At 40.9% G+C, this 26,258-nt stretch carries 21 protein-coding genes and 1 tRNA gene; 7 read left to right on the top strand and 15 right to left on the bottom strand.

Annotated elements, in window-relative coordinates; all coding sequences use genetic code 11:
• Positions 1-61 precede the first annotated feature (61 nt).
• Genes JG734_RS01575 through JG734_RS01565 form a run of 3 tightly spaced genes read right to left on the bottom strand, consistent with a single transcriptional unit; the run spans position 62 to position 3,137 of the window.
• Entirely contained in the window at positions 62-1,792 is a 1,731-nt protein-coding gene (locus tag JG734_RS01575; protein WP_201333293.1) for an ATP-binding protein, read from the bottom strand.
• Positions 1,792-2,640 carry a deoxyribonuclease IV gene (nfo, locus tag JG734_RS01570; RefSeq protein WP_201333292.1) on the bottom strand — a complete coding sequence of 283 codons (849 nt, stop codon included), beginning with the start codon at positions 2,638-2,640 and terminating at the stop codon, positions 1,792-1,794. Before nfo ends, JG734_RS01575 begins: the two co-directional genes overlap by 1 nt.
• On the bottom strand, positions 2,637-3,137 hold the full coding sequence (locus tag JG734_RS01565; protein WP_201333291.1) for a hypothetical protein: 501 nt from the start codon (positions 3,135-3,137) through the stop codon (positions 2,637-2,639). Before JG734_RS01565 ends, nfo begins: the two co-directional genes overlap by 4 nt.
• On the opposite strand from JG734_RS01565, the gene JG734_RS01560 reads away from it, so the two are divergent.
• Genes JG734_RS01560 through JG734_RS01545 form a run of 4 tightly spaced genes read left to right on the top strand, consistent with a single transcriptional unit; the run spans position 3,136 to position 7,512 of the window.
• Complete coding sequence (locus JG734_RS01560) at positions 3,136-3,444, top strand: hypothetical protein (protein WP_201333290.1); 309 nt, start codon at positions 3,136-3,138, stop codon at positions 3,442-3,444. The genes JG734_RS01565 and JG734_RS01560 overlap by 2 nt on opposite strands.
• Positions 3,441-4,691, top strand: coding sequence for a Vi polysaccharide biosynthesis UDP-N-acetylglucosamine C-6 dehydrogenase TviB (gene tviB, locus JG734_RS01555; protein WP_201333289.1), 1,251 nt, complete (start codon positions 3,441-3,443; stop codon positions 4,689-4,691). Before JG734_RS01560 ends, tviB begins: the two co-directional genes overlap by 4 nt.
• Positions 4,691-5,773, top strand: a complete 1,083-nt coding sequence (locus tag JG734_RS01550; RefSeq protein ID WP_201333288.1) for an aminotransferase class V-fold PLP-dependent enzyme — start codon at positions 4,691-4,693, stop codon at positions 5,771-5,773. The genes tviB and JG734_RS01550 overlap by 1 nt, the downstream gene beginning before the upstream one ends.
• Positions 5,774-5,781: 8 nt before the next feature.
• Positions 5,782-7,512: a nucleoside-diphosphate sugar epimerase/dehydratase gene (locus JG734_RS01545; RefSeq protein WP_236586998.1), complete on the top strand. Its 1,731-nt coding sequence runs from the start codon at positions 5,782-5,784 to the stop codon at positions 7,510-7,512.
• Here the strand turns inward: JG734_RS01545 and JG734_RS01540 are convergent.
• From JG734_RS01540 to JG734_RS01525, 4 genes are read right to left on the bottom strand one after another with little or no spacing between them, the layout of a single operon-like run.
• Positions 7,460-7,939, bottom strand: coding sequence for a Mut7-C RNAse domain-containing protein (locus tag JG734_RS01540; protein ID WP_201333286.1), 480 nt, complete (start codon positions 7,937-7,939; stop codon positions 7,460-7,462). The two genes, JG734_RS01545 and JG734_RS01540, sit on opposite strands and share 53 nt — an antisense overlap.
• Positions 7,918-8,631 (bottom strand): metallophosphoesterase, encoded by a 714-nt coding sequence (locus JG734_RS01535; protein WP_255531408.1) that lies wholly within the window; start codon positions 8,629-8,631, stop codon positions 7,918-7,920. The genes JG734_RS01540 and JG734_RS01535 overlap by 22 nt, the downstream gene beginning before the upstream one ends.
• A gap of 8 nt (positions 8,632-8,639) precedes the next feature.
• The gene (locus JG734_RS01530; protein ID WP_201333285.1) at positions 8,640-9,362 is read right to left on the bottom strand and encodes a GGDEF domain-containing protein; all 723 of its coding nucleotides are present in this window, start codon (positions 9,360-9,362) and stop codon (positions 8,640-8,642) included.
• Positions 9,363-9,372: 10 nt separating this feature from the next.
• Positions 9,373-10,029, bottom strand: coding sequence for a LexA family transcriptional regulator (locus tag JG734_RS01525; RefSeq protein WP_201333284.1), 657 nt, complete (start codon positions 10,027-10,029; stop codon positions 9,373-9,375).
• A 79-nt stretch (positions 10,030-10,108) separates the two neighbouring features.
• Here JG734_RS01525 and JG734_RS01520 point away from each other — a divergent pair, with 79 nt between their 5' ends.
• Positions 10,109-11,359 (top strand): DNA polymerase IV, encoded by a 1,251-nt coding sequence (locus tag JG734_RS01520; RefSeq protein ID WP_201333283.1) that lies wholly within the window; start codon positions 10,109-10,111, stop codon positions 11,357-11,359.
• 30 nt (positions 11,360-11,389) lie between these two features.
• Here JG734_RS01520 and JG734_RS01515 read toward each other — a convergent pair whose 3' ends face one another.
• On the bottom strand, positions 11,390-11,659 hold the full coding sequence (locus tag JG734_RS01515) for an RNA-binding protein (RefSeq protein ID WP_201333282.1): 270 nt from the start codon (positions 11,657-11,659) through the stop codon (positions 11,390-11,392).
• A 123-nt stretch (positions 11,660-11,782) separates the two neighbouring features.
• Here JG734_RS01515 and JG734_RS01510 point away from each other — a divergent pair, with 123 nt between their 5' ends.
• Together JG734_RS01510 and JG734_RS09470 are read left to right on the top strand one after the other, a co-directional pair.
• Positions 11,783-12,394: a superoxide dismutase gene (locus JG734_RS01510; protein ID WP_201333281.1), complete on the top strand. Its 612-nt coding sequence runs from the start codon at positions 11,783-11,785 to the stop codon at positions 12,392-12,394.
• A gap of 1,014 nt (positions 12,395-13,408) precedes the next feature.
• Positions 13,409-13,534 carry a hypothetical protein gene (locus tag JG734_RS09470; protein WP_255531392.1) on the top strand — a complete coding sequence of 42 codons (126 nt, stop codon included), beginning with the start codon at positions 13,409-13,411 and terminating at the stop codon, positions 13,532-13,534.
• Positions 13,535-13,977: 443 nt separating this feature from the next.
• Here the strand turns inward: JG734_RS09470 and JG734_RS01505 are convergent.
• The 7 genes from JG734_RS01505 to rpoB all read right to left on the bottom strand — a co-directional run bounded on the left by JG734_RS01505 (position 13,978) and on the right by rpoB (position 26,192).
• Positions 13,978-14,054 (bottom strand) — tRNA-Arg (locus tag JG734_RS01505).
• A complete protein-coding gene (locus JG734_RS01500) occupies positions 14,045-14,335 on the bottom strand; it encodes a cupin domain-containing protein (RefSeq protein WP_201333280.1) in 291 nt (96 codons plus the stop codon). The genes JG734_RS01505 and JG734_RS01500 overlap by 10 nt, the downstream gene beginning before the upstream one ends.
• Positions 14,328-16,406 carry an elongation factor G gene (gene fusA, locus JG734_RS01495; protein WP_201333279.1) on the bottom strand — a complete coding sequence of 693 codons (2,079 nt, stop codon included), beginning with the start codon at positions 16,404-16,406 and terminating at the stop codon, positions 14,328-14,330. The genes JG734_RS01500 and fusA overlap by 8 nt, the downstream gene beginning before the upstream one ends.
• A 90-nt stretch (positions 16,407-16,496) precedes the next feature.
• Positions 16,497-16,967: a 30S ribosomal protein S7 gene (gene rpsG / locus JG734_RS01490; RefSeq protein WP_201333278.1), complete on the bottom strand. Its 471-nt coding sequence runs from the start codon at positions 16,965-16,967 to the stop codon at positions 16,497-16,499.
• A 100-nt stretch (positions 16,968-17,067) separates the two neighbouring features.
• Positions 17,068-17,442, bottom strand: coding sequence for a 30S ribosomal protein S12 (gene rpsL / locus JG734_RS01485; protein ID WP_201333277.1), 375 nt, complete (start codon positions 17,440-17,442; stop codon positions 17,068-17,070).
• 88 nt (positions 17,443-17,530) lie between these two features.
• A complete protein-coding gene (rpoC, locus tag JG734_RS01480; protein WP_201333276.1) occupies positions 17,531-22,054 on the bottom strand; it encodes a DNA-directed RNA polymerase subunit beta' in 4,524 nt (1,507 codons plus the stop codon).
• A complete protein-coding gene (rpoB, locus tag JG734_RS01475; protein WP_201333275.1) occupies positions 22,032-26,192 on the bottom strand; it encodes a DNA-directed RNA polymerase subunit beta in 4,161 nt (1,386 codons plus the stop codon). The genes rpoC and rpoB overlap by 23 nt, the downstream gene beginning before the upstream one ends.
• Between the last annotated feature and the right edge of the window lie 66 nt (positions 26,193-26,258).

Genomic DNA, 26,258 nt, shown 5'->3' with positions numbered 1-26,258 from the left:
AGTTTTACCACTCTCAAGGAGTATAAAAAGTTAAGAATCTATGTTTCACAATGTTACAAGACTAGTGCAAAAAGCCTAGAGATTTCTCATCACCAAAGGCTGAAATCTTCTCTTTTTCAATCTCTTCTATGAAATCTTGCATTGTAAAGAGTGGTTCATCTTTGACTGCTACCTTGTAGGCGGTGTTTTTGATAACAAGATTTATCTGTCCTCCGGTAAGCTCATACTGCGCAAGGGTTTTGATATCAAACCCCTTCTCGTACTCCGCTTTTTGTGGAAGCATCTTCTCCCAAAGTTTGATTCTCTCTTGGAAAGAGGGCTTTTTGAACTCTATTTTATAGTTAAAACGGCGTGAAAATGCACTATCAATGGTCTCAAGAAGATTCGTAGTAGCAATGAGCACCCCTTCAAAGTTCTCAATCTGCTCCAAAAAGATATTTTGCATCTGGTTATGCATTTTATCTGCACTACTTCCAGGGGCTTGACTCCTAGCACTCAAAAACTGGTCTGCTTCATTGAGGAGTAATACAGGCTCTGTTTTGGCCTTTTGGCTCAGCTCTTTATATGTATCAAAGACTTTGCGCACATTCTTCTCACTCTCTCCCACATACATAGAAAGAATCTTAGAACAGTCAAAGCTGAGCACCGGCTTTTTAAGTGAACGCGCAAGCGAGAGGGCCGTGAGAGTCTTTCCCGTGCCCGGAGGTCCATAGAAGATTATACGGGCATCAATTCCTCTTTTTTTGGCTTTTATACCCCACTTCTTAAGCCTCTCAGCCACACGTCTATCCATCTGACGCAAAAGTGCATCGAGAGTTTTGCGTGTTTGAGGGTGGAGCACTACATCCTCAAGCGTTGTCTTTGGCTCGATGAGCTCAAAAATATCTTGATCTTTGATGAGATTTTGGAGTTTGAGTTTTTTGCTGCGTTTTCTATCTGGATGGATAATGCGTTGCATCACATCTTCAACAATGAAGAAGCTGCGAGAGAGACCTCCAAAAGGAGTGAGCATCTCATCGTAATCGATAAGACCACTTGCAATAAGCTTGCTGTGCTCTTCTAAAAGAGTTCTATTTTCTATACGCTCATACTCATTAAAACTAATGAGATCGATGAGTGTATTCATCTCCCGCAGATTCCCTTCGGTACCAGCATACTCCTCTTTCAAAAGAGCTAAAAATATTATGCGCTCCTTTACACTTAAATCATACTCTTCAAAGAGCTTTTCAATTTCGATCGGGTTTTTAGTCACTACTAGGCGCTCTTCGATACGGTTTTCAAGGAGTTTGAGTTTGTTTTGCAATCTATTAATAGTGGGTGCGTCTCCTCCATAATTTTGCCTTGCTTGCGCGATCTTTTGATAAATTTCGATACGGAAAAACTGGTCTTCAAGATATTCCAAATGGTCTTTATATGGAGCGATCTCAGGGAGTGCTAGCTCTACATTTCCCTCTTCTAGCAGGCGTAAAAATGGCACACTTAGAGCAATATCGCTATGGAGGAGCTCTAGTTTTGTAAATTCACTCGATTTAAGAGCTCCAAATCCAGCCTGCACTACCCATCCAAGATCAAGCAGTTTTTTGATTAAATCAAGTTTATCGAGATGAACCAGATTCTCTTCACCATAGAGAGTGGTAAGCATATCATAGACATTGATTTCATCGATACCATTGACATATTTTTGGGTCATATACTGCAAAATCTTTGCTTCTTCTTCTGTGGTTTTGAGGTGAGGAAAAATTTTGGCCTCTTTGACATTTTTGACTTTTACAAAATCTTTCAAAAACTCCATTAACTCTCCATAAATGAATATAAAAGTTCTATCTCTTTATCCCAGATAGTATCATCAATCGTTTCTAAAATCAAGGGGATATCTTTGATGCGCTCATCTTGCATTATATAGCGAAAGGCTTCCAGGCCAATTTCACCCTTGCCAAGGGAGTGGTGGCGATCCACGCGGCTTGCAAACTTCGCCTTTGAATCATTGATATGCATCCCTTTGAGATATGCAAACCCTACAATCTCATCAAACTCTTGCATACTCTTTTCATAAGCCTCTTTTGTCCTGATATCGTAACCTGCAGCAAACATATGTGCAGTATCGAGACAGACTCCTACGCGAGATTTATCGATCGATTTGTCAATGAGATAGCGCAGATGTTCAAATTTATACCCAAGGTTACTCCCCTGTCCTGCTGTATTTTCGATAACAAGCGTAACAGAGCTGCTTTGTTTGAGCGCCTCATTCATAGCTTCGCTGATGCGATCCAAGCACTCATCTTCGCTGATTTTTTTAAGATGGCTGCCAGGATGGAAATTGAGTTTGTCAAGTCCTAGCTGCTCGCAACGCTGCACTTCATCGATAAATGCATCTAAACTCTTTTTCCACTTCTCATCCTCTGGATGTCCAAGATTGATGAGATAGCTATCGTGAGGCAAAATATGCTTTTTTTGAATACCTGCTTCATAAAGATACTCATTGAACTTTTCAATACTCTCTTGCGAGAGTGGTTTTGCCTTCCATTGGCGCTGATTTTTTGTAAAGAGAGCAAATGCTTTTGCTCCAATTTTTTGCGCGTTTTTTGGAGCATTCTCCACACCCCCGCTTGCACTCACATGTGCCCCGACAAATTTACTCAATATAGCTCCTTTATCTTTATAAGAATACGGTTTTTCCTATCTTTAAAATATATTACATCTTTTTTGACGCGGTAGATTATAGCAAACTGCTTTGAGGTTATCTCTTGCACAAACCCATCACCTCTTTTTTCTAAGTTTTGACCATTGAATATTGGCTTGCCAGTTACAATATTGCGAATAATAAAGGGGGGATATGCAGGGTAAAGCACCCTCTTATTAAACATTGCATAGCTCATACACTTGCTATTGATACAGACACGTTTAGCAAGAATGAGTTCAAGTATCGGCTGGCCTGCATCGTATCCTTGGAGTTTGATGATGCGCCCCTTTTGCAAAAAGCCACTAGCTGCAATTTTGAGTACAGGTGTTTTGAATACGAAACTCACAGGTTCACTTCTTTGTATCTGCTTTGAGACACAGCCACTCAATAAAAGTCCTGCTACCATAAAGAGTATCAGTAACCTTTTGCTATAATGGTAAGAAAAAAGAGAGTACATGAGCAACCTTGAGTTTTTTCTCTATCTCTTTATATATAGTTTCATTCTAACATATTTGGTTTTAGGTTTTATTATCAGTTTTGAAGCGATGCTAGCTCTCTATGGTGTTAAGAGCGCAGTTGAGTGGATACGCGAATGGCATAAGCCTTCCACATTCAAAACAATGCTTATCATTTTTTTACCGATGCTCCACCTTGCTTATTTCTTCTTAGAGTTTTTGCCCTACATTGCTGGATTTAATAAAAATATCCGCCCCTTTGATCTAGACCGCATCTTTCATACAGTTTTTCCCAAGGAGAGTTTTTGAAGCTTGCCATCATCGGCCTTGGCTACGTAGGCCTGCCATTGGCAGTAGAGTTTGGTAAAAAGTATAAAACTATTGGATTTGATATCAATGCCAAACGTATTGAAGAGTTAAAAAACGGAATCGATAGAACTTTGGAAGTAAGTGAAGATGAACTACAAAAAGCAAAGAACCTCTCCTTTACTTCATCTATTGAAGATATAAAAGAAGCAAATATCTATATCGTTACTGTTCCAACTCCAATTGATGAGCATAAAAATCCAGATCTTACCCCTTTAATAATGGCTAGTAGAACTGTTGGAAGAGTATTGAAAAAAGGTGATATTGTTATCTACGAATCTACCGTTTATCCAGGATGTACCGAAGAGGTATGTGTACCAGAGCTAGAGCGTGAGAGTGGATTACAATTTAATGAAGATTTCTTCTGTGGCTACTCTCCAGAGAGAATCAATCCAGGAGATAAAGAGCATCGCCTTCCAACAATTAAAAAAGTAACAAGCGGAAGTACACCAGAAGTTGCAAAAAAGATCGATGAGCTCTATAAAAGTATCATCACCGCTGGCACACATCTGGCACCAAGTATCAAAGTAGCTGAAGCTGCAAAAGTGATAGAAAACGCACAAAGAGATATCAATATAGCATTTGTCAATGAACTGGCTCTCATCTTTGACAAACTAAATATCGATACACTTGATGTGCTTGAAGCAGCTGGAACCAAATGGAATTTTCTCCCATTTCGCCCAGGACTTGTTGGAGGACACTGCATTGGAGTAGATCCTTACTACTTGGCCTACAAAGCAAAAGAGGTGGGATACCATCCACAAATCATCTTGGCTGGTAGAAGGACCAATGATGAGATGGGTATCTTTGTAGCCAATAAGGTTGTAAAACTTCTCATCCATAAAGGGCACACAGTAAAAGGGAGCAAAGCATTAGTACTGGGAATAACTTTTAAAGAGAACTGCCCAGATATTAGAAATAGTAGAGTGATTGATGTCATAAAAGAGCTGCAAGACTTTGGCATAGCAGTAGATGTATATGATCCTTGGGCAGACAAAGAGGAAGTAAAAAGAGAATACAGTCTTGAGCTTTTAGCAAATGAGCCAGATTTTACAGAGTATGACTCTATTGTTTTAGCCGTAGCCCATGAGCAGTTTAGAAAGCTTGATTATCAAAAGATACCGAAATCAAGCGTGGTGTTTGATATTAAGGGTATGCTGCCTAAAGATTTAGTGGATAAAAGGCTTTGATGAAGATCTATCTCTCACCACCACATATGAGCGGCAAAGAGCTCGCATACATTCAAGAAGCTATTGCAAGCAACTATATCGCTCCGGTCGGTGAATTTATAGATCGTTTTGAAGAAGCGGTTAAAAAGTACACAAAAGCTCACCATGCATTAGCTCTTTGCAATGCTACTGCTGGAATACATCTTGCCCTTCGCACTCTTGGAATTGATGAAGGTGACAAAGTAGCAGTAAGCAACTTTACCTTCATAGCATCCCTCTCACCGATTTTATATCAAAAAGCTACACCAATCCTCATAGATTGTGATGCAAGCTGGCAAATGGATCCAGAAGCACTAGAAAAAGCACTCAAGCAAGAGCGTCCAAAAGCTGTGATCGTTACACATCTCTATGGCCAAAGCGCAAACATAGAAGAGATTGCAAAGCTTTGCCAAAAATATAGCGCTCACCTTATCGAAGATGCAGCCGAATCACTTGGTGCTACCTACAAAAATAAACATACAGGAACTTTTGGAATTTTTGGTGTCTACTCCTTTAATGGCAACAAGATCCTCACTACTAGTGGCGGAGGAGTGCTTGTGGGGGCAGATGAGAAGCTCATGCAAAAGGCAAGGTTTTTGGCTACACAAGCAAAAGAACCAGGATTTCCGTGGTATGAACATATAACCTATGGATACAACTATCGCCTGAGCAACATCCTTGCAGCAATCGGTGTAGCCCAGATGGAAATATTGGATGAGAGGATTGCTAAAAAGAGAGAAATCTTTTCTTGGTACCGAGAGTTTTTAGATAATAGAGCCACGTTCATGCCAGAAATTCCTGGAAGTTATGGCAATAGATGGCTTACAACTGCCCTTTTTGAAACAGAACCCCTCCGTATCCACGAACATCTTTTAGATGAAGAGATAGAATCGCGCCCGCTATGGAAGCCGATGCATATGCAGCCCCTTTGCAAAGATTTCCCATTCTATGGAAATAGAATAAGTGAACAGTTATTCTCAAAAGGGCTCTGTCTTCCAAGCGGCACACAACTTACAAAAAAGCAGGTAGCAAAGATATGCGAGAAGATTTGCGAAATTTTTTAAAGCCAACAATGGCCAAAAGAATCATCTTCTTTATGCTAGCAGATGCACTATTCTCACTCTTTTCGCTCCTCCTCGCATACAGCCTTCGCTTTAACTTCTCTATCCCACCATTTGCTTGGAGAGATTTTGGAGCAATTTATGCGATTATTACTCTTATTAAAATCACAACACTCTACTTTTTCAAGCAGTACCACTTCACCTGGCGCTACTATGGTCTTGCCGAAGCCCGCAGGCTCTTTCTCGCCCATATGGTAGCTTATACAATTATAATTCTCTTTTTATTTCCTTTCCACAATACCCTCTTTCTCTTTCCGCGCAGCGCAATTTTCATCGATTTTTTTCTCTCATTTATCTTCCTATCAGCCATGCGTATTGCCAAAAGGCTTTGGATAGAGTCAACTACACATAAAAGTATCAAAACATGCGCTATTTATGGCATTTCGCCAAATACAAAAAATCTCATAGATGGATTTAGTAGTGGTGAGTTTGAGTACAAGCCAGTTGCAATCATTGATGAGGATAGAAGGGGGAGCTATATTGGTACCGTACCGGTTCTGTCATTACAAGATTTCTGGGCTAAATTAGACGCAGATGCATTGATTATCGCCAAAGAACTTGACCCCCAAGAGCTGCGCGTTATAGAGAAAGAGGCCAAAGAGCACGGTATCAAAGAGATAAAGATCGCAACTCTTACAAAAGAGCCTCTGCGCAACCTCACCATTGAAGATCTCCTTGCACGCAATCCCCAAGACCTTGATACAAGAGCAATTGGTAAATTTATAAAAGATAAGCGCGTACTCATCACTGGTGCTGGCGGAAGTATTGGAAGCGAGCTAGTACGCCAGTGTTTTGAGTATGGTGCGAGTGAAGTGGTTGCAGCCGAGATGAGTGAATATAATCTCTATAAAATCAGTGAAGAGTATCCTTCACTCATCCCCCATCTTTGTGATGTGACAGATTTTCATGAGATTGATAGAATTATAAAAAAGCATAAACCTCATATCATTCTCCATACTGCAGCTTACAAACATGTGCCTCTTGCAGAGCTCAATCCTCACGCTACTGTCAAGAACAATATCTTAGGCACCAAAAACTGCATCGATGCCGCAATAGCAAACCAAGTCCCTCACTTTGTCCTCATCTCAACAGATAAAGCAGTCAATCCAACTAATGTGATGGGGGCTACCAAACGTGTCTGCGAACTCTATGCCCAGAGTGTCCCATCACATAACACTACAATTTGTGCGGTACGTTTTGGTAATGTGCTGGGAAGCAGCGGCAGTGTCATTCCAAAATTTAAAGAGCAGATAGAAAAAAACCTTCCCCTTACTGTTACCCATCCCAAAATCACTCGCTACTTCATGCTTACAAGCGAAGCGTGCCAGCTCGTCTTACAAGCAGCTACAATCGCCAAAGGCAAAGAGATCTTCATCCTCGATATGGGCGAGCCAGTCAAGATTGTAGATCTAGCCAAAAAGATGCTTGAGATCTACAATAAAGATCTTCCTATCAAATTTATTGGTCTAAGGCCCGGTGAGAAGCTCTACGAAGAGCTTATGCTCAAAGGCAGCGAAGAGCCAACACGCTATGAATCGATCTATATAGCAAGGGCAAATCCAGCTAATTTTGCAACACTGCAGCAGCAGATCGAAAAACTATTACAAACAAAAGATCCCAAAGAGATCATCAATCTTCTTGCCCAGATTGTACCTGAATTTTGTCACACACCTCATCGATAAATTTTTGCATCCGCTCATAGTGGCTTCCATGCCAGTAGACTCTCCCACACTTTGGGCATTGCCAAAAATTCTCAAAACTCTTCTTTACCTTGGGTGGAAGAAGATGCTCGACTTTACTCTTTTGCACTGCTATAAGAGGCGTATTATCTACTAAACATCTACTCCATGGGTGACACTCTCTTGTGTTGCAATAGTGCAAAATCTCTTTGATCTGCTTAGCAACATCTTGTGATTTGACAAGATAGGCTTTTGGATGGAGAGAGAGCTCTTTATCTTTTGTAAGGATGATGCGGTTTTGCTCTTGCGCAATTTTTTTGAGTGCATTATCACTGATGGAGTGGAAGTAGAGCGTATCAAATCCCAAAAGTCGCAAATATTTTGCCAGCTTTGCTAGATGCACATCTGCTACAAATCTGCTACAATCCATGGCCTTCTTCTTTGTGCGTAAGCCTTGCTTGCCACCTGTACTATTTCCATTTGAGCGATACACTCACCAAAAATAGCTGCAGTGAGTTTGTTGCCATAGACTCCTCCGGTGTCGATACCGATGCTAAAGCGATCGAGTCTTGGCGCGTAGAATGGCTGATGTCCATAAACAATAAACCCATATCTCCCATCATAAAGATCACTCCACCAAAAATGGCGCTGTATATCTACTTTATCAAGTGGCACAAAATGCCCCTCATCATCTACATAACGTACACGCATGATCTTCGCAGCCATCTTTTTATCCAAATTTTCTAGCTTTGTTTGCGGCAAAACACCAGCATGAACGACTGTTAACTTCTTTTTTTGTATAAAGAGCGGAAGAGTTTGTAAGTAGCGAATATCTTCATCACTTAGCTGCGCATATATCTGCTCTTCGAGAGTGTCAAGACGCATAGGATTTTTCTTAGGATGGAGGATTTGGTGAAAATGATAGCGTATAAACTTATCCTCATGATTACCGCGCACTGCTAAAATACTGTTTTTTCGCAAAAATTGAAGCACCTTTATTGAGTAAGGGCCTTTATTGAGAAAATCACCGACACTTATCTCAATATCACCCTTTTGTATGCCAATCTTTTGGCGCAGTTGCAAAAACTCCTCAAAACATCCATGAATATCACCATAAACTATTATGCGTCCTATCTTCTCACCCTTACAACATTGCGTCCACTATTTTTTGCTTCATACAAAGCTGCATCGGCACGCTCTAAAAAGCTTTTGATTGTATCTTTTTCATTGAGGGCAGTGACACCAAAACTGCAGGTCACTTTGCCAACTTTATCAAAATCGTGGGCCTCAATTGCTCTACGCAGTTTCTCAGCCACCATGGCAGCATTTTGCAGTGAGGTTCCTGGCATGAGAAGTATAAATTCCTCTCCTCCCCAACGCACAAAATACTCCGAAGAGCGGATATTGTCTTTGATAATGTGTGATAACTCTTGCAACACAGTATCACCTACTAAGTGTCCATAGGTATCATTGATCTGTTTAAAGTGATCGATATCAAAGATAATGAGCGAGAGAGGGGACTGTAGATGCTTAGCTTCTAGTATCTTCATACCAAATATCTCATTGAAAGCATCTTTACGCAAGGCTCCGGTAAGTACATCATTGCGATCTTTTTTGGGTTGAAAGTTTGTCTTTTTAGGTAAAGGAATATCGATTTTTTCTTGGTTTTTATTGTAGAGTTTATACTCAAGGTATGCTGGGAAAATCGCTAAGAGAGCTACCATTACCACGGGCATAATATAGAGTTTTGGATGGAGAAAAAAGGGATCCATAAATACATAGACTTCGATAAAGAGACTCAGCCAGACAATAAAAGCATAGAGCACAAAATATTTTATATAATAACGCAGCATACAATCCTCTCTAAATCTTTTCTATAGTACCTACAACACGCCCAACCACTTCAACTTCCTGTGGTTCTAATATCTCTACAGGATAACTTGGATTTTGCGAAATGAGCTCGACTCTTTTATCGGCACGAAGACGCAATCTTTTAATGAACAGTCCCGCGTTTGTCCTAACCAAAAATATTCCACTTTTTTTAAGCTCTTTTTGTGAAGTATCGATAAAGGCGATGCTTCCATCTTGCAAGAGTGGCTCCATAGAGTCACCAAGTACATTAATTGCCTCAATATCTTTGATACTGCCTCTTCCTCCCAAAAGCTCTACAATATGCGGATCCAAAAAGAGCTTCTGGCTTACAAGTGCATAGTTTATTGCTCCCCCTCCAGCACTTGCATTAACCTCTTTGAAATACTTCACATAAGCAAACTTTTCTGTCTGATCACACAAAGAAGCGGGATCTTGATCATACAAAAGCCAGTTGATACTAATACCTCGCTTAGCACAAAAATCAAGAAGCTCTTCAAGGGGAAGTCTATTTCTGCGCTTGAGCATGGAGAAGTTCTCTGGTGTAAGTCCCAACGCCTTTGCCACATCCTTATCATAGACTTTGCGCTCTCCAATCTCTTGGGAGAGGATATCTTTGATCCGCTCTACCACTTCGTGAAAACTCAGCATGCTATTCCTTAACTATTTGTTAATTTTTTATAATTTTACAAAACATATTGTTATTATTTTAGCACAAAAGGAGGATGAAATGAAAATTCATCTCGATCTTGATGCATTCTTTATCTCGGCTGAACGCATCAAACATCCAGAGCTACGAGGTATCCCAGCTGCAGTTGGTGGAAGGGGAGATCCTTTTATCTTTGATACCCATAGCCAGTACAAACTCGATACCCTTGATGAGAGTAGCGGAGCATTTGTCCCTTCAATTTTTTATAATGCACAGAGCAATTTTCTTGACTATTTTGTAGAAAATGGCAAAATTCGAGGTATTATCATCACAGCAAGCTATGAAGCAAGAAAACACGGCATCAAAACAGGTATGACTATCAAAGAAGCTCTCTTGCTCTATCCAAACCTCAAAGTTGTTCCTCCCAATCATCTTTACTATCATCAGCTCTCCCATGAGCTCAAACACTTTTTGCAAGAGCAGATTCCTCTTGTGGAGCAGTATAGCATCGATGAATTTTTTGCTGATGTGCACGGGTGGGTGTCATACGAAGAGCTTCCAAACTTCTTGCAAGATCTCCAAGCAAAAATATTAGAAAAATTTTCTCTTCCTATCTCTATCGGTGCTGCAAGAAGCAAATGGACAGCTAAACTTGCCACATCCTATGCAAAACCGCAAGGGATCAAGATCGTTGAAAATGTAGAGGAGTTCATCCACAATATCCCCATAGAGGAGTTTCCAGGAATTGGCAGAAGGTACTTGCGAAGACTTCGCAACTACGGTATCAAAACACTAGGTGAGACAAAAGATATCAAAGATATTTTTTACTCGTGGAAAAAGCCTGGTATCATGCTCTATAATCGCATATGGGGCGTCGATAATGAGCCAATTATTCCTACGAGTCCTCGCAAATCCATAGGCATTTCACGCACTATCGATCCGGTAAGCAGCCGTGCTGAGATAGAGCGTCGCATCGCAATTTTAGCGCGCCATCTAGCCTTTAGCATTGCAAAACTTCGCCTCAATCCCTCCTACTACGCTATTAGCATCAAGTATGATACTGGCCACAAGAGCAAAGCCCACTACACCACAAACCGTCCTTTTAGTGAGGCACTGCTCAAAAAAATCGCTATAGCCCTCTTTCGCAAGTGCGATCACTACCCTACAGCATCAATAATACGCATAGGTATTAGCTGCGCAAGATTTGAAGAGAAAAAAATATATAATATCTTTACATATGCAAAAGATATGAAACTCCACGCGCTCTTAGAAGCTACGAAGGCCATTCGCCTGCGATTTGGGACAGATGCAATTTTGTGGGGATGTTATTGAAGATGGCGGCCAAGCCGCCGTGGGAGAATATTAGTTAAATTCTCTTGGTTGACGAGGCTGTCTAGGTCTCGCTTCATTGACTTTTAGTACTCTGCCTTCAAACTCTTGTCCATCAAGAGCTTCGATAGCAGCAAGGGCTTCACTATCATCCATCTCAACAAATCCAAAACCTCTTGGACGTCCTGTCTCTCTGTCAGTTATAAGTTTTACAGAGTTTACCTCACCATATTGTGCGAATAGGTTACGCACTTCTTCTTCGCCTGATCTGTATGGGAGATTCCCAACATAGATTTGCTTCATCGATTGTTCCTTTGAAAATAATGCGCCCAAATCTCTTTGGGTAAAATCATTATAGCTGTTTTTATAAAAAAAAGATAGTCTTTTTTAGCTATAATGAAATATATTCGCCCAAAAGGAGATGCTATGCAACACCTATTACCAGATCTTCCTTTTGCCTACACAGCACTTGAGCCCTTTCTCTCACAAGAGACACTCCACTACCATCATGATAAACATCATGCTGGATATGTTAAGAAGCTCAATGCTCTCATTCAAGGCACACAATTTGAAGATTTACCGCTCAAAGAGATAATTCAAAAAGCTGATGGTGCAATTTTCAATAATGCAGCACAAACATTCAATCACAACCTCTATTGGCACTGCCTCTCACCACAAACATGCTCTCCTTCCAAAGAGTTTGAAGAAAAGATTATATATACCTTTGGCGGGATGGAATTATTTAAAGAGCAGTTTATCCAGGCAGCTTTGAACAATTTTGGCTGCGGTTGGACATGGCTTACTATGGATGAAAAGGGCAATTTGCACATAGAAAACACGACCGGTGCAGATACACCCTTGCGCTATAACAAAACTCCTCTGCTAACAATTGATGTTTGGGAGCATGCATATTATCTTGATTATAAAAATGAACGCGGAAAGTATCTAGAAAACTTTTATACTTACATCAATTGGGAAAGCGCTTCAAATATATTCGCAAATGCAAACTATCTCGATACCATTGCGCTAGAGGGATAGAGAATATGTCCCGGGCGGGATTCGAACCCACGGCCTCCGGATGAGGAAAATTAAGATATAATTAAGATTGATTTTGGTTGATAGCAGCGTATTTATGGAGATTCCTCTTTTTTAGACCAAAAGAGGACACCCGTTGCAAAACTTAAACACTAAATCACTAAATTTACTCCCTATAAAATGAGATAATATCTACCTTTCTTAATCCTATAAGCACATTTTCTCTTCTGCTGCAAGCCATGCTTCATCAAGCATTGAAGCTTAAAAGATATCAATTAATATCGACACAAATTAACCGTATAAATAGTCCGATTGTGAAGGATATAGGATGATAAGCACAAATGATTTCAAGGTAAAAGGCATTAAAGTAATAGAGGCTGGGCTCAAAAAGGGCAAGAATCTATCGTTACTTCAGAGGAAAATCAAAGTTTGCTGTTTTGACTTTAGAGGAGTATGAAAAAGTCAAAGACTATATTTTTCCTATGACTAGAGAAAAAACAGGGTTTGCACAAGCTGCAGCACAAATCTTCATAAAATGACAAAGGATTAATCATCACTTACAAATCCAAAAAGAGTGAAGAGAAACGCAATAAGCGAATATATCCTTACTTTCTTATTCCAAACAAAAAAAATAATGAAGCCAATAACCATGAGAAAGATAATTACTTGCCACATACTAAAATTATGTCATAGGATACTTGAAAGTAGCATGAACCACGCCAAAACTTTAGCCATACAGGTGAGCAAAAACATCTAGCAATGCCACTTTTTACAAGATTAGACAGATCTTTTAACATTTTCAAACTAAGGCATTATAGTGCAAGAAGAATTAAAGATATGACAACACCAATGACAAAACCGATACCATAAACTATTACTCCCGCTATTTGGGCAAATAATCCGATTTTGAAGCCATCAAAAAAATCTCTCATAAAATCATTATATTATAATGTAACAATACTCAAGAATTAATATAGTGATAAATGAATGTCCAAAATACCATGCTATAATGAAAGTATGAGCGTCATAAATACATTAAGAGCAGTAATAGAGGGAATTATTGAGGGAGTAGTAGTGGGAGTGATCCTCGCATTGCCTGCCATTGTAGCCGCAATCATAGGCTTGGCTCTTTTTATTCTTTGATACTGCGCCGTAAGATCAACATATCTCACTTGATGATATGCAAGAGATTCTTACAACATATCAAAGCCAAAGGAAATAAATTCAGGGTACATGTGGAATCACTCCTAATGGTAGTCTAAAGCACTTAGGTTCTCTCTGGAGGATTAGGAGTGCGGGTAGTGCGAGCTCCGATATTTTTTAGCTATATGGTTATAGAAGGGGTTAAACATAGTCAACTTTTGGTATCAACAACCTAAAACACCATGGCATCGGATCTTATATGAATTTATAAAATATAAATCCACTATAACCAAAGACAACACAATTAAAATTATCGTTTTGCTTATTATCTTTTGCATTTCGTACACTTACTCCACTATTAAAAGGACGACACCCAAGATGACACCACCGCTTCCTTAAATTTTGCAAGTTTCTCAAAAATCCCGATTTCATGGGCTTTTTGATGGTGTCCCGGGCGGGATTCGAACCCACGGCCTCAGGATTAGGAATCCTGTGCTCTATCCTGCTGAGCTACCGGGACCCACATACGTAAGTAACCCCTGTGGGTGTGTAAGCGCTATGTGGAGTATGAGGCTCACTCTCTAAACGATCACCTGGCTCAAGTTTTATAGTTTTTCCATCTTGGGTAATTTCTAATATACCATCAATCACCCAACGTACTTCATAGTTGGGATGGGTATGGACTGGATAATGCGTATTTGGCTCATCATGCCAAGTGAAGATGTTAAAGAAACCCTCCTTATGGAGAGTCTCTTTGATAGTTTTTTCGTCAGTAATGTGGGTCTTAATGACCTTAGCCATTGCGTTTTTTGACGATTTCGTCTGCAACGTTTTTCGGCACCTCTTCGTAGTGATCAAATTCCATAGAGTAAGTACCACGACCTTGTGTGAAAGATCTTAGATCTGTTGAGTATCCAAACATCTCTGCAAGTGGTACCATTGCAGTGACAATTTTGTTTCCTGCACGATCCTCCATACTTGCTACTTGTCCACGACGACGATTGATATCACCGATAACATCACCCATATACTCTTCAGGAACTTCAACTTCTACTTTCATAATTGGCTCAAGAAGCACAGGGTTTGCCTTCTTCGCTGCCTCTTTGAATGCCATAGAACCAGCTATTTTGAATGCCATTTCGCTAGAGTCAACTTCGTGGTAGCTACCATCATAGAGTGTCGCTTTGACATCTACCACAGGATATCCAGCAACTACACCATTTTGCATAGCCTCTTGGATACCTTTGTCAACTGCTGGGATATACTCTTTTGGAATGACACCACCAGTGATATTGTTAACAAACTCATACCCTTTACCAGGCTCTTGTGGCTCAAGTTTAATGAATACATGTCCGTACTGACCACGACCACCAGACTGTTTTGCATATTTGTACTCTTGCTCAACAGGAGTTTTGATAGTTTCTCTATATGCAACTTGTGGCTGACCAACTTCTGCATCCACTTTAAATTCGCGTTTCATACGATCAACAATGATTTCAAGGTGCAACTCACCCATACCAGAGATAATTGTCTGACCTGTCTCTTCATCAGTATGGACTCTAAAGCTTGGATCCTCTTCAGCAAGTTTTGCCAAAGCAGTAGCCATCTTCTCTTGGTCAGCTTTTGTTTTAGGCTCAACTGCAACAGAGATAACTGGCTCTGGGAATTCCATTTTTTCTAGAATTACTGGATGGTTCTCATCGCAGAGTGTATCTCCAGTAAGTGTGTATTTGAGACCAACAACTGCGCCAATCTCACCAGCAGGCAGCTCTTTGATCTCCTCACGCTTATTCGCATGCATCTTAAGAAGTCGACCTACACGCTCTTTCTTCTCTTTTGTTGAGTTGAGCACATAGCTTCCACTCGTAATCTGTCCTCTATATACACGGATAAATGAGAGCTGTCCAACAAATGGGTCTGTCATGATTTTGAATGCAAGTGCTGCAAATGGACCATCATCAGTTGACTCAACACTTACCTCTTCACCAGTTTTAGGATCGATTCCTTTGATCCAGCTCACTTCTGTTGGAGCAGGAAGATAATCAACGACTGCATCAAGAAGTGTTTGCACCCCTTTGTTTTTGAATGCACTACCACAAAGCATTGGAGTGATTGACATATCAAGTGTACCTTTTTTGATACCCTTTTTGATCTCTTCAGTAGTAAGTTCTTCACCGCCAAGATACTTTTCTAAAAGTTCTTCATCAGTCTCTGCTACAGCTTCGATAAGTTTTTCTCTATACTCCTCAGCTTTTTCGCGAAGTTCTTCAGGGATATCAATCACTTCATATTTTGCACCCATTGTCTCATCATCCCAGACAATTCCTTTCATTTCGACAAGATCTACGACACCCCTGAAGTTATCTTCTGCACCGATTGGAATCTGAATAGGAACTGGGTTTGCTTTGAGTCTTTCACGAATCTGATTTTCAACATTGAAAAAATCTGCACCAATTCTGTCCATTTTGTTTACAAAAACAATTCTTGGAACATGGTATTTGTTTGCCTGGCGCCAAACAGTCTCAGATTGTGGCTGCACACCACCAACTGCACAAAATACTGCTACAGCACCATCAAGAACACGCATACTACGCTCAACTTCGATTGTAAAGTCAACGTGCCCTGGAGTGTCGATGATGTTGATTTGGTGGTCTTTCCAAAAGCATGTGGTTGCTGCAGAAGTAATTGTAATACCTCTCTCTTTCTCTTGCTCCATCCAGTCCATTGTCGCAGCACCCTCGTGCACCTCACCAATTTTATGAGATATACCTGTGTAGTACAAAATTCTCTCTGTAGTAGTTGTTTTACCAGCATCGATGTGCGCTGCAATACCAATATTACGAACCTTTTCTATAGGTGTCTTTCTGGCCATTATCTATCCTTTTGCATCTGAAATTTGAAAAATGAAGAAGACAAGAGCCACGCTCTTGCCAATATGAGGAGTCCAAAAATTTGTTTGATTTTACCATCTATAGTGAGCAAATGCTTTGTTAGCTTCTGCCATTTTATAAGTATCTTCTTTTTTCTTATATGCTGCACCTCTTTTGTTTGCAGCATCAAGAAGTTCATTTGCCAAACGCTCAGCCATAGTGCGCTCGTTTCTATTACGTGCTGCATCTACGATCCAGCGAATTGCAAGTGATTGTTGTCTCACAGGCCTAACTTCAACCGGAACTTGGTAAGTAGCTCCACCTACACGTCTACTTTTTACTTCAAGCAAAGGTTTCACATTTTCGATCGCTTCATTGAATACATCGATACCTTTTGCTTCTTTGTCTTTCTCTTCAATGAGCTTAAGCGCATTATAGAAAATCTTTTGCGCTGTACTCTTTTTGCCATCCCACATCAATTTATTAATAAACTTTGTAACAACTTTGCTTCCATAAATCGGATCTGGTAACACTTCCCTTACTGGGGCTCTTCTTCTTCTCACGTCTAGCTCCTTCAAAAAATTTTACTCAGACAAATAAGCCTTGCCTGTGGCTATGGGTGAGACACTAAATAAAACTATTTAATCTCTCACAAGTAATCTATTAAGATTTAGGTTTTTTTGTTCCGTATTTAGAACGAGATTTCTTTCTATTCGCTACACCCGCAGTATCGAGTGCACCACGAACAATGTGATACTTCACACCTGGTAAATCTTTTACCCTACCACCGCGCACCAATACAATAGAGTGCTCTTGGAGGTTGTGACCCTCTCCAGGGATATAACTGATCACTTCGAATCCTGAAGTAAGTCGCACTTTTGCAACTTTTCTCAGTGCAGAGTTTGGTTTTTTAGGCGTAGTCGTATAGACTCTCGTGCACACGCCTCGTCTTTGTGGACACTTTACAAGAGCAGGTGATTTTGATTTTTTGATCACCTTTTTTCTCTCTTTTCTTACCAACTGGTTGATTGTAGGCACTTTCTCTTCCTTTCTCGCAAAATTAGTGGCTAATTATATGCAAACAAACATTATATATTGCTTAATTTAAACTTTTTCTAAGCGAGGATTACTCCTCGCTTGCAACTTGCAACGCTATATCTTTTTTGTTATAGAGTCCTGTTCCAACTGGAATGAGTCTACCGATGATGACGTTCTCTTTGAGATCTTCGAGATAGTCTATTTTTGCACTGATGCTCGCTTCAGTCAAGACTTTAGTAGTGTCTTGGAATGAAGCAGCACTAATAACAGAGTCTGAGCTCACTGCCGCACGAGTAATACCTACGAGTACTGGCTCGGCAATTGCAGGTTGACCGCCTAGTTTGAGAATTCTCTCGTTCTCTTTTCTAAACTCTTTTTTGCTCACCAAATCACCTGGGATAAACTTGGTATCACCACTCTCAATGATTTTAACCTGGCGAAGCATTTGTGAAACGATGATTTCGATATGCTTATCAGCAATATTAACACCCTGGCGGCGATACACTTGCTGAATCTCGCTTACCATATAGTACATAAGCGCTTTTTCACCAAGGGTGCGGAGAATATCGTGACCACTGATAGTACCATCTGTGAGTCGCTCACCAGCATGGACAAACTCGCCATTATGAACCAGGATCTGGCGATTTTTATCGATTAAATACTCTACAGTCTGACCAGTATCAGCTGTGATGATGATACGCTGTTTGCCACGGCTTGGTTTACCAAAGCTTACAACTCCGTCGATCTCAGCTACAACCGCTGGATCTTTTGGTCGTCTTGCTTCAAAGAGTTCACTTACCCTCGGAAGACCCCCGGTGATGTCTCTCGATTTTGCTGCAGCTTTTGGTGTTTTTGCCAAAATTTGGGCTAGTTTCACCTCTTGGCCGTTTTGTACATAGAGTGCAGTTTTTGGCTCAAGCACATAGCGGATCACATCACTCCCATCTTTTGGTGCTAGCACAATAGCAGGTTTATATTCAGGTGGAATATACTCATTGATTGTGAGTCTTGTCTCACCTGTAAACTCATCAACCTGCTCAACTGCGGTGATGCCAGGGATTACATCTTCAAATGTGACAACACCCTCTTTTTCTGCAATGATTGGGATAGAATATGGATCCCACTCAGCAATAATAGTCTTATCAGATTTTGCAGGAACCGCAATGATCGTATCTTTTGATACTTTTTGATTATCATCTACCTGCACGATTGAACCTCTTGCAATATAGTGGCGTGCTGCCTCTCTTCCTTGGTCATCTGCAATGACAGCAAAGAGACCTTTCTCGTCGATTTTTTCATCTTTTTTGACATTTTCAAAGCGCTCAAGATAATCACCTTTGAGCTTGTAAAACTTCACTTCACCCTCAGCACCACTGATGATTTTTTGTGTAACAGGAGCTCCATCTTTTACCTTGAGCTCTGCTGCGTAAGGTATACGGTTTGGAATATTCCATCCCTCTTTGATAATCTCTACAATACTCTCACCAGCTTTGACTTTTGTGCCGCTTTCATACGGCAAGAAGAGTTTACCTTCAATCTTACCACTTACACCTGCAAGCTCGTTTGGTTTTGCAAAGTCGTTTTTCTTGAGTGAGTAGCGTACTTTCTCTTTGCCATCACTCAACGTGATAAGAACCTCATCGTGGATTGTTTTAATATCGAGCTCACCATCAAAGAGAGCTTTGATTTTAGGCTCAACCAACAATACTCCAGCATTACGTCTGTTTGCAACTATAATCTTGCCATTTTCTGTCTCATATGTTTTCAGGTTGTAGTAGCGAATGAAGCCCTCTTTTGTTGCAACAACTTGTCGCTCTTCCGCTGCCCTACTTGCTGTACCACCAACGTGGAAAGTTCTTAGTGTCAACTGCGTTCCTGGCTCACCGATAGATTGGGCTGCGATGATTCCTACTGCCTCACCAGGTTTGACAAGTTTACCTTCCGCCATATTCAGACCATAGCATTTTGCACAGACACCTTTTTCTGCTTTACATGTTATTGGTGTACGTATAACTACAGACTTGATACCAACTTCGACGATTTTTTTCGTTTTTTCTTCATCAAGAAGTGTACCTTCGGTAAAGAGAATCTCTTTTGTAATTGGATCTATCACATCTTGTGCAAGGACACGTCCCAAGATTCTATCTTCAAGTGATTCAATGAGTTCATTCCCTACACTAATTTCAGTAATCTCTACACCTTCGTGCGTTCCACAATCTTCAATTGTGACCTTGACATTTTGCGCCACATCAACGAGTTTTCTTGTCAAATACCCTGCGTTTGCAGTTTTGAGTGCAGTATCTGCAAGACCCTTTCTTGCACCGTGGGTAGAGATGAAGTACTCAAGAACATTGAGACCCTCTTTGAAGTTAGAGATAATTGGCGTCTCAATAATTGTTCCATCTGGTTTTGCCATAAGACCACGCATACCAGCGAGCTGGCGAATCTGTGCTGAGCTACCGCGAGCTCCAGAGTCAGCCATCATGTATACTGAGTTGAAGCCCTCTTTGTCATTTTTCATGAGCTCCATCATCTCTTTTGCAACTGCATTTGTAGTATCAGTCCAGATATCGATGATTTTGTTGTAGCGCTCTTGCTCGGTCAAGAGACCTGCTTGGAACTGCTTTTGAATCTCTTTGACTTTGTTTTTTGCCTCTTCGATGAGTTTTTGTTTCGACTCAGGTACTTTGATATCATATGCACTGATACTAATACCCGCCATTGTTGAGTATTTGAAACCAAGCTCTTTGAGATTATCCAAAAACTCTGCTGTAATTTTTGGTCCACCCTCTTTGAAGACATAGTCAACAAGATTTGCTATATCTTTTTTCTTGAGCACTCTGTTCCAGATATTGAGTGGCACAAAATCTGGCAAGATCGATTTGATGATCATGCGGCCAGCAGTTGTATAGACAACCTGTCCATCGATTTTTGTACGTATTTTTGCATTGATATCAAGATAGCCAGACTCTAATGCAATCATCACCTCATCAACATCTGCAAAGAGCTTATTTGTACCCTTTGCACCCTCACGCTCTTTTGAAAGATAGTAGATACCTAGGACCATATCCTGTGTCGGCACTGCAATAGCGCGGCCAGATGCAGGGAGCAAAATGTTCATGGAGCTAAGCATCAATACCTTACACTCTGCAATCGCCTCTTCAGTAAGCGGTACATGCACAGCCATCTGGTCACCGTCAAAGTCAGCGTTGAATGCCGAACAGACAAGTGGATGGAGCTGAATCGCTTTTCCATCGATGAGTACTGGGTGGAAAGCCTGGATAGAGAGTTTGTGGAGTGTCGGTGCACGGTTGAGAAGCACTGGATACTCATCAACTATCTCTTGCAAACACTCCCATACAACATTTTCTCTATCTTCGATCATCTTCTTAGCTTGCTTGAGTGTAGTAGCATAGCCCTTTTCCTCAAGTTTTGCCAAGAGATGCGGTTTAAATAATTCTAAAGCCATAAGTTTTGGCAATCCGCACTGATCCATACGAAGATTAGGGCCTACTACGATTACAGAACGTCCAGAGAAATCGACACGCTTACCAAGGAGGTTTTGGCGGAAGCGTCCCTGCTTTCCTTTTATAATTTCACTGAGGGATTTGAGAGGACGCTTATTTGCTCCCTTAACTGCATTGCCACGGCGACCATTATCTATAAGAGCGTCCACTGCTTCTTGGAGCATTCTCTTTTCGTTGCGCACAATAATCTCAGGTGCATCCAGATCTAGCAGTCTTTTGAGACGCTGGTTACGGTTAATTACGCGGCGATAGAGATCATTGACATCACTCACAGCAAACTTTCCGCCATCAAGTGCTACAAGCGGGCGAAGATCTGGTGGAAGAACGGGAATGACTGTAAGCATCATCCACTCAGGTCTATTGCCGCTATTGAGAAAACTCTCAATAACTTTGAGACGCTTGACGATCGTTTTGCGTTTAGCTTCAGAATTGGTCTGGCGCATCTCCTCCTTGAGCTGCTCAAAGGTTCCAACTAAATCAAACTCTTCAAGAAGCTCTTTGACTACTTCGCCACCCATACGAGCATCAAAACCCGTATCACCGAAATACTGCATGAGTTGCTGGTATTGCTCCTCATTTAAAACATCATACTTTTTAACTGGATTTTTCTTTTCAAAATCGTAATACGCCTCACCTGGTTCTTTGACTATATATGCTTCATAGTAGAGCACACGCTCCAAATCTTTCATTTTGACACCAAGAAGCGTACCGATACGACTTGGCAAAGAGTTTACATACCAAATATGCGCTACAGGTGTAACAAGCTCAATATGCCCCATGCGGCTGCGGCGTACTTTACTTACAGTTACCTCAACACCACATTTTTCACACACTACACCTTTGTAGCGCATCTTTTTGTATTTACCACAAAGACACTCATAATCTTTAATAGGACCAAAAATCTTTGCACAAAAGAGTCCATCGCGCTCAGGTTTGAGCGTGCGGTAGTTGATAGTCTCAGGCTTTTTTACTTCGCCATGAGACCAGCTAAGAATTTTCTCAGGGCTCGCCAGTTTGAACTGGATAGCCTTGATATCTTTTGGTCTTTTCTCTTCACCGATTTCAATTGGTACCAGTTTCTTCATCGTCTTTTTCCTCATCTAAAATTTCTACGTCAATTCCTAGTGCTTGTAACTCTTTTGTAAGAACGAAAAGTGTTTCAGGGATTCCAGGTTCTGGAATCGGCTCAGATTTTGTGATAGCTTTGTATGCCGCTACACGGCCTTCAACATCGTCAGATTTGATTGTGAGCATCTCTTTGAGTGTATGCGCTGCACCGTGTGCTTCAAGTGCCCACACTTCCATCTCACCAAATCTTTGACCACCAAAGAGTGCTTTACCACCCACAGGTTGCTGTGTAACAAGTGAGTATGGTCCTGTTGAGCGGGCATGGACTTTTTCATCCACAAGGTGATGGAGTTTGAGCATATACATGTACCCAACATTGACGCGTTCTTTGAACTTCTCGCCAGTGCGGCCGTCATAGAGCTCCATCTTTCCATCCATATCCATTTTTGCCATCTCATAGAGCTTTTTAAACTCCTCTTCATTGACACCTTCAAAGACTGGTGTAGCAAATTTGACTCCCTTACTCCAGTCTCTTGCATACTTGATGAGCTCTTCATCGCTCATCTTCTCGATCGCCTCTTTTGCATTCATGAGTTTTGCAACATCTGCGATCTCGATCATCTTTTTGCGAAGCTGATCGATAAAATCTGCTCTTTTTTGCTCAAAAATCTCTTGGATCTGCTCACCAAGCTTTTTGCCAATGAGGCCCAGATGGACTTCGAGAATCTGTCCAATATTCATACGTGAAGGAACTCCAAGTGGGTTGAGCACAATATCTACAATACGGCCATCTTTTGTGTATGGCATATCGATCTCTGGTACAATGACTGAGACGATACCCTTGTTACCGTGACGTCCAGCCATCTTGTCACCCACTTTGAGCTTACGTTTTGTAGCAATATAGACTTTGACAAGTTTAACTGTCCCGCTTGGGAGGATATCCTCTTTTTCCAAGATTGCAAGTTTTTCTTCGTGCTCCTCGGTAAGTTTACGCTTTTCATTTTGAAAATGTGTTTTGATAGCATTATATTTTTTCTGCACCTCTGCAGAGTATGATTTAACAAGTGCATTGAGAGCAAATCTGTTGATTGAGCTCAGCTCTTCTTTGCTAATCTTTTCACCTGCTTTGTACTCTTTATCTTTAATTTTTGCATCTTTTTCCAAAGGTTCATTCGCAAGGAGCGAGACAATTTTGAGCATCTCTTCTCTATCGATCATCAAGAGCTTATCATGATGCTCTTTTGAAAGGCGCTCTTTCTCCTCTTCATACGCCTGGATGCTGCGAGGATCTTTTTCATACCCTTTTTTGGTAAAGATTTTCACATCTACTACCACACCCTCCATAGATTGTGGACAGTAGAGAGATTTATTAACCACATGGCCAGCTTTTTCACCAAAAATTGCGCGAAGAAGTCGTTCTTCTGGGCTTGGTCGTACCTCACCTTTTGGAGACACTTTTCCTACCAAGATCATACCAGGCTTGACATATGTACCGATCTTTACGATTCCACTCTCATCGAGGTGCGCGATCTCTTCTTCTTTAACGTTTGGAATATCGCGCGTGATCTCTTCTACACCATGCTTAAGCTCACGAGCCTCTACTTCTTTTTCATAGATATGGACTGATGTAAACTCATCATCGCGAATGATACGCTCACTCACAACAATCGCATCCTCGAAGTTATACCCATTCCATGGCATGAAAGCTACGAGCATATTTTTACCAAGTGCAAGTTCGGCATTATCCATATTTGGTCCGTCAGTAATGACCTGACCAGCTTCTACATAGTCACCTTTTTTCACAATCGGCTTTTGCGTAAAACAGGTGTTTTGATTGGTACGCAGATTCTTTTGAAGCTTGTAGTGATCGATATATGCTCCATTCTCATCTTCACCAAGAATGTAGATATTTTCACTATCGATCTTCTCTACAACACCACTGCGCTTTGCTCTAATTGATTCCCACGCATCGCGCGCCACAACCTTTTCCATCCCTGTTCCAACCATTGGAGCTTCTGTACGAAGGAGTGGAACTGCTTGACGCTGCATGTTTGAACCCATGAGTGCACGGTTCGCGTCATCATGCTCCAAAAATGGAATGAGACTTGCAGCCACACCCACAACCATACGTGGTGTGAGGTCGATAAGTTCGATCTTATTCTTTTCAACTAAAATTATCTCCCCATCTTTGCGTGCTTCAACAATATCGCCTTTGATCTTGTTACCCTCAATGATCTCAGTATTTGCAGGAGCAATAATTTTGCCTTCTTCTTGCGCAGCAGTAAGGTAGACTACTTCATCGGTAATCACGCCGTCTTTGACCACTTTGTATGCTGCTTCTATAAAGCCTAGCTCATTTACTTTTGCATATGTTGAGAGGGTGTTGATAAGACCGATGTTTTGTCCCTCTGGAGTCTCAATAGGACAGATTCTTCCATAGTGGGTTGGGTGAACATCACGCACCTCAAATCCGGCTCGCTCTTTGACAAGTCCCCCTTCGCCAAGTGCTGAGAGGCGTCTTTTGTGAGTAATTTCACTAAGTGGGTTGGTCTGATCCATAAACTGTGAAAGCTGCCCAGTTGCAAAAAACTCTAAAATCGTATTTGTGATCATTTTGGAGTTGATCAGATCATGCGGCATTAACTCATCGATATTCCCACTGATTGTTGCCATCTTATCGCGGATAGCCTTTTGCATCTTCACAAGACCAGTATGGAGCTCATTTGCAAGAAGCTCACCGATTGCACGGATACGTCTATTTCCTAGGTGATCTCTATCATCGATACGTCCCTGGCCATTTTTGACTTTGATGAGATACTGCACAGTCTTTATAATGTCCTCATTGGTCAAAACTGTCACATACTCTGGCACATCAAGGCCAAGCTTGTGGTTCATCTTCATTCTACCCACGCGGGTAATATCATATTTTTCAGGGTTGAAGAAAAGATCTTGTACGAAAGCCTTTGCATTCTCTTTTGTTACAGGCTCTCCAGGGCGCATCACTTTGTAGATACGAATTGCTGCGAGGTCATTCTCATCCTCTATACCTTCAGTTTGGCGTAAAAGCTTGAGACTCTCTTGGTCAGCAATAAATGAGTTAATGATTGACTTATCTCTACCAGCTGCAAGGTCATTAACTATCTGGAACTCTTCAATCCCAGCTTCGATAATCTTTTTGAGCTTGTTCTCATCAAGACTTGTGAGTGTATCAAAAAGCACCTCGCCACTTGATTGATCAACAATAGGAGCTGCAAGATAGCGATCAATCAACACTTCAAGAGGAAACTCTATATATTTGAGGCCATCTTCGATAAGTTTTTGTGCTTTTTTCTTTGTAAGACGCTTACCAGCTTCAATGATGAGATTGCCATTTTCATCTCTTACATCAAACTCTACCCGCCCTACGAAGTCTTGCGGATCAAATTCGATTAAAAATTTTCCATCTTTTGCAATGATTGTAGTGATTGGATAAAAGAGTTTCAAAATATCTTGTTTGCTATATCCAAGAGCTCTAAAAAGTATTGTAGACGGTATTTTTCTTCTTTTATTAATTCTTACATATAATATATCTTTGGGATCATACTCAAAATAGAGCCATGCTCCGCGATCTGGAATGATCTGTGCGGTATCAACCATCGTACCGCTTGAAGTGGTTGCCTCTTCCTCTTTGAAGATTACACCAGGACTTCTATGAAGCTGATTGACAACGACTCTTTCAACACCATTTATAATAAATGAAGTACGATCTGTCATATATGGAATGTCACGCACGTAGATAAACTGCTCTTTGACATCCTTGACGCCGATCTTCTCTCCACTCTTCTCATCTCTTTCCCATAGAACGAGACGAATCTTCATTTTAAGAGCGACGCTATATGTAATGCCACGCTCCATACATTCACGCACTGTATATTTTGGTTTTACAATTTCGCTACCCGCATACTCTAACGTGATGCGGTTTTGAGGATCGTGAATTGGAAAAATTGATCTAAAAACTCTCTCTATTCCGCTATTTTCGCGGTTTTCCTGATTTGCCATCAAGAAGTTTTCATAACTGCTTTTTTGGAGTTGTAGAAGGTTTGGAACTTCTAAATCTTGGGGAATTTTGGAAAAATCTACCCTGAGTCTGCTACCGGATTTTAAACTATTTAGCATAGGCTAACCTCATTTTCTGTAGTTTTTACCATATGGTATTGTAGGAGGGGGTGTATTGTAATATAT

It is taken from the genome of Nitratiruptor sp. YY09-18 (assembly GCF_016593235.1).
GTDB lineage: Bacteria > Campylobacterota > Campylobacteria > Campylobacterales > Nitratiruptoraceae > Nitratiruptor.
Note: the sequence above shows the minus strand (reverse complement) of the source record. Positions and strands in the feature narration are given on the sequence as shown.

Excerpts from the sequence above, each read along its gene's own strand:
- JG734_RS01575 (WP_201333293.1), bottom strand. The coding sequence starts at position 1,792 with ATGGAGTTTTTGAAAGATTTTGTAAAAGTCAAAAATGTCAAAGAGGCC.
- JG734_RS01560 (WP_201333290.1), top strand. The coding sequence starts at position 3,136 with ATGAGCAACCTTGAGTTTTTTCTCTATCTCTTTATATATAGTTTCATT.
- JG734_RS01565 (WP_201333291.1), bottom strand. The coding sequence starts at position 3,137 with ATGTACTCTCTTTTTTCTTACCATTATAGCAAAAGGTTACTGATACTC.
- JG734_RS01550 (WP_201333288.1), top strand. The coding sequence starts at position 4,691 with ATGAAGATCTATCTCTCACCACCACATATGAGCGGCAAAGAGCTCGCA.
- JG734_RS01545 (WP_236586998.1), top strand. The coding sequence starts at position 5,782 with ATGGCCAAAAGAATCATCTTCTTTATGCTAGCAGATGCACTATTCTCA.
- JG734_RS01540 (WP_201333286.1), bottom strand. The coding sequence starts at position 7,939 with ATGGATTGTAGCAGATTTGTAGCAGATGTGCATCTAGCAAAGCTGGCA.
- JG734_RS01530 (WP_201333285.1), bottom strand. The coding sequence starts at position 9,362 with ATGCTGCGTTATTATATAAAATATTTTGTGCTCTATGCTTTTATTGTC.
- JG734_RS01525 (WP_201333284.1), bottom strand. The coding sequence starts at position 10,029 with ATGCTGAGTTTTCACGAAGTGGTAGAGCGGATCAAAGATATCCTCTCC.
- JG734_RS01520 (WP_201333283.1), top strand. The coding sequence starts at position 10,109 with ATGAAAATTCATCTCGATCTTGATGCATTCTTTATCTCGGCTGAACGC.
- JG734_RS01515 (WP_201333282.1), bottom strand. The coding sequence starts at position 11,659 with ATGAAGCAAATCTATGTTGGGAATCTCCCATACAGATCAGGCGAAGAA.
- JG734_RS01510 (WP_201333281.1), top strand. The coding sequence starts at position 11,783 with ATGCAACACCTATTACCAGATCTTCCTTTTGCCTACACAGCACTTGAG.
- JG734_RS09470 (WP_255531392.1), top strand. The coding sequence starts at position 13,409 with ATGAGCGTCATAAATACATTAAGAGCAGTAATAGAGGGAATTATTGAG.
- JG734_RS01500 (WP_201333280.1), bottom strand. The coding sequence starts at position 14,335 with ATGGCTAAGGTCATTAAGACCCACATTACTGACGAAAAAACTATCAAA.
- fusA (WP_201333279.1), bottom strand. The coding sequence starts at position 16,406 with ATGGCCAGAAAGACACCTATAGAAAAGGTTCGTAATATTGGTATTGCA.
- rpoC (WP_201333276.1), bottom strand. The coding sequence starts at position 22,054 with ATGAAGAAACTGGTACCAATTGAAATCGGTGAAGAGAAAAGACCAAAA.
- rpoB (WP_201333275.1), bottom strand. The coding sequence starts at position 26,192 with ATGCTAAATAGTTTAAAATCCGGTAGCAGACTCAGGGTAGATTTTTCC.